This window comes from Methyloceanibacter sp., assembly GCF_058506495.1.
The window spans coordinates 1-3,350 of the sequence record NZ_JBZMXT010000142.1 but is presented as its reverse complement, the minus strand read 5'-3'; the positions used below and the strand labels follow the sequence as shown (position 1 = coordinate 3,350).

Sequence of the window (3,350 nt, the reverse complement as noted above, 5' to 3'; positions counted from 1 at the left end):
GTTTACGGACGATGTTGTCGTGCGCGTGAAAGGTGACGACACATCGGCAGTCGTCGATATGCGGTCCGCATCACGCTATGGTCGCAGCGATCTCGGCGCTAATGCCGAACGCATTCGGACCTTTGAAGACGAGGTCAACACAGCGCTTGAGAAGGGCGAGAAGACAGTTCTCGAACAGACCGCCGCCGAGCCCAAGGAAGAGCCGGTCGCCGCACCCGCTAAGCAGGTGAAGAAGAAAAAGCGCTCTCGGACCCGGAAGCGGCGCGTACGTAGAAGGCGCTGAGCCCTTCCGCCGCACCCTCGGGCGTCACGATGCCGCGCTCCGTCAGAAATTCTAGATGGGCTAGCACTGATAGTGCGGCCGCTACTTTCAAGTTGGTATCCAATCCGCCATAGAGCCGGGCGACGATACGAGGAATCGTGTTCACGCCCTCGTCGATGCAGGCAAGAATTGTCTGCTCGCGCCACTTGCGGTGTGTCAAGTAGGCCCGAACGACGCGCCGCGGGGTCTCGATGCGTCCACCATGTCCTGGGTAGAAGACTTTGTCGTACCGCTGAGACAGCCGCTCAAGAGACTTTAGAAACGCCGACATGTTGCCCTCTGGCGGTGCGATAACGGTCGTATTCCATCCCATCACGTGATCGCCGGTGAACACGGTGCGCTCGCCGATGAGAGCGAAGCACAAATGGTCTGGCGCATGACCTGGCATATGCAACACATCTAGCGCGAAGCCGTTCGCCTTGATTGTGTCGCCGTCTGTGACAGGAACGTCGGGCTGAAAAGCGCTGTCGATGAAGCCATCGCCCAGCTCTGGTGCGACAACGCCACGGGCTGTGTTAGTTGGGCCATAAGCGACGATCTCTCCGCCGAGTCGCTGCTGCAAGGGGAGCGCGCCGTCACAGTGGTCGCGGTGGCGATGGGTGATGAGAATACGGCTAACGTGCTGGCCACGTGTTGCGTGCGCAATCGCCTCGAGGTGCGTTTCGTCCGCGGGACCAGGGTCGATAACGGCAACCTCACTGTTGCCCACGAGATAGGTGTTCGTGCCGAGAAATGTGTAAGGACCCGGATTCTGGGCCACAATTCGGCGTATGCCTGGCGCGATTTCTTCGGCGACGCCATAGTCGACATCGATATTTCGATTGAATGCAAGCTCGGCGGACATGAGAGGGATTGTGTTGGAGGATATTGCGCAAACGCACGAACTGCTCGCACGCTGGCCGAATGATAGCAGAGCAGCCGCGTGGCCGCTCGCCCGGTGAGGTGATGACAACCTCACATTTGTTCGTGCAGAAAATGTGACTGGATTTCGGCTCAATGCGGAGCGCCAAGTGTGCGTTCAAGACTCAGCTTACTACCATTCCAAGCCAAGGAACGATCACTTTGGATCTCGGGAGGGCAATGAACGAGTTTGAGTCCGCTGCTGCTACAGCCATGGGATGATGTAGTTCATGTAGGACTCCATTCTGATCATGACCTTGCGGATGATATGGGTCATGGCAGCGCTCCCTGTATAGATTGCTGCGGTGCCGGCAGTACCAGCAGGTAGCTCCAAGTCTGGATCGTCCAACTCGATACGCACAAAGAACGGCTCCGCATGGACAGTCTCCGCCTCAGGCACCGTGCCGCCAGTCACCGCTTGGCTCTCGTGTGTAACTTGAACCACAGCCTCGACCTTCCCCGTGTAGATCCGTCCCGGCCGGGTTTTGAAAGCGATCTCCACGCGCTGCCCGCGCTCAAGATGGCGCTGGTAGATCTGCTGAATCTGAACGCCCACGATTTTGTTCGATGTATCAACGAAGGTCATCGCCGGCTGGACAGGGAATGTGACCACGCGCTGTCCCGGGCGCAGGGCAACATAGGTTACGAACCCGTCGGCCGGTGCGCGCACCGTCGTCTCATTTAGATTCCACTCGGCCGTTTCAAGCTCGGCAGTGAGTTGCCTGACGAGGGCTTCTGTTTCCTCCACTTGGAAGCGGGTGCCAGCTGCCGTGCTGGCGAGCTGCTTATACTGCTCTAGTCGCAGTTCTTGAAAGCTAAGCTGTGCCTGAGCGGCATCTCTTGCGGCTTGGTAGGTTGTCGGATCTATGGTGAACAGAATTTCACCCTTCTTGATGGGACGATTAGATTCGACGGGAACTTCGAGGACGGGCCCCGCAACATTGGGAATGATCTGTACCGTGTAGGTCATAATACGTGCAGGACCAGCCGGTGCGCCCCATTGCATGGGAATGAACAGCACGACAAAAAGGAGGACCATCCAGACGATCGTGGAGAGCCAAGTCCACAAAGTGTTGGGCAACACTTTCAGCCAGACCAGTATGGCGAGAAGTGCGACGTAGCAGAGCGTGAGGAAGGCAATCATTTGGTGCCTCCCTCCTGTACGCGCTGATTCTCAAGAGCGGCAACGCGATCACTTATGGCCTGGATGTCTTCCGGCTCGGCAGCGGATGCACGAGCTGCCGGCTTCGTGAATGCCCAGACCAAGACGATCGGCCAGAAGACACCGCCAAAGATTGCCCCAAGCCAGCCAGCGATATTGATTGCTTCAGCCTGCGGATGATTTCGCTTGGCGGCAATCTTTCCCGGGAGCATGGCCAGTGCGATCCATATGGCGACTGCCGCGACGATCAAAATCAGCAGGACAATGATCGCAAAGATATCCAAACCAGACATTCGAAGGCCCTCCTCAGACCGGGATATCGAGCGCCTAAATTAGGCGCCTCGGTAGCTCATTGGCTGCCTCTCCCTAGTTCGGCGCCGTGATGACACCCCAATTCTGTAGGGCGTGAACAAATACATGAACTGCAAGACCTGCTTGCAAGGCCGCGAAAATCCATCCAAGGAGCTTGAAGCTTACGACCCCAAGAAATTCAACGATTGGCTTGGCAAAGAGCATTCCAACCAAGTTGAGCGCCATGATCACAAAAAGCATCATAACGACGGTCCGTGCCAACCCCTCGTCGTCGCCTGCAAGCCCCATGGCCATGAGGATGGCCATGGCGCCCCAAGGCGTGATGATTATTGGAATGGCCACAGGTGAAAGAGCTGGGTATTTCGGCTGCGCGTCCGGTGGAGGTGCGGAACTGTCGCTAGCCAAGACTTGATAGGCCGACATGAACAGCAGGATCCCGGTCGCGATCCTTAGGTCGTCGGTCGTGACGCGCCAGCCCGCTTGGACGATCGGCATTATGAGCGCAAGCACCAGAGATATGGCGAGTGCCAGCAAAGCGCCCTTGACCGCGAGCCTCCGCCTATCCGCAGCCTCCAAGTCTTTCGACTGAGCATAGAAGCCAGGGATCGCCTTGATGGGGCCGAGCGTGACCATGAAAATTGTGAATACAAATGC

Annotated in this window: 5 protein-coding genes; 1 reads left to right on the top strand and 4 read right to left on the bottom strand. The window is 57.4% G+C overall.

The window, feature by feature from the left end; translation table 11 throughout:
- Window positions 1-283: DUF1499 domain-containing protein (locus tag AC33YF_RS13285; protein ID WP_491777691.1), on the top strand; the 283-nt coding region annotated here is incomplete at its 5' end.
- Here the strand turns inward: AC33YF_RS13285 and AC33YF_RS13280 are convergent.
- The 4 genes from AC33YF_RS13280 to AC33YF_RS13265 all read right to left on the bottom strand — a co-directional run.
- A complete protein-coding gene (locus AC33YF_RS13280; RefSeq protein ID WP_491777690.1) occupies window positions 219-1,166 on the bottom strand; it encodes an MBL fold metallo-hydrolase in 948 nt (315 codons plus the stop codon). The two genes, AC33YF_RS13285 and AC33YF_RS13280, sit on opposite strands and share 65 nt — an antisense overlap.
- A gap of 261 nt (window positions 1,167-1,427) precedes the next feature.
- On the bottom strand, window positions 1,428-2,366 hold the full coding sequence (locus AC33YF_RS13275; RefSeq protein WP_491777689.1) for an HlyD family secretion protein: 939 nt from the start codon (window positions 2,364-2,366) through the stop codon (window positions 1,428-1,430).
- Window positions 2,363-2,677: a DUF3302 domain-containing protein gene (locus AC33YF_RS13270; RefSeq protein WP_491777688.1), complete on the bottom strand. Its 315-nt coding sequence runs from the start codon at window positions 2,675-2,677 to the stop codon at window positions 2,363-2,365. The genes AC33YF_RS13275 and AC33YF_RS13270 overlap by 4 nt, the downstream gene beginning before the upstream one ends.
- A gap of 73 nt (window positions 2,678-2,750) precedes the next feature.
- The coding region (locus AC33YF_RS13265) for a MarC family protein (protein WP_491777687.1) at window positions 2,751-3,350 on the bottom strand (600 nt) is incomplete at its 5' end.

Bases quoted from the DNA above. Each gene is read 5' to 3' on its own strand.
- AC33YF_RS13280 (WP_491777690.1), bottom strand. From the start codon at position 1,166: ATGTCCGCCGAGCTTGCATTCAATCGAAATATCGATGTCGACTATGGC.
- AC33YF_RS13275 (WP_491777689.1), bottom strand. From the start codon at position 2,366: ATGATTGCCTTCCTCACGCTCTGCTACGTCGCACTTCTCGCCATACTG.
- AC33YF_RS13270 (WP_491777688.1), bottom strand. From the start codon at position 2,677: ATGTCTGGTTTGGATATCTTTGCGATCATTGTCCTGCTGATTTTGATC.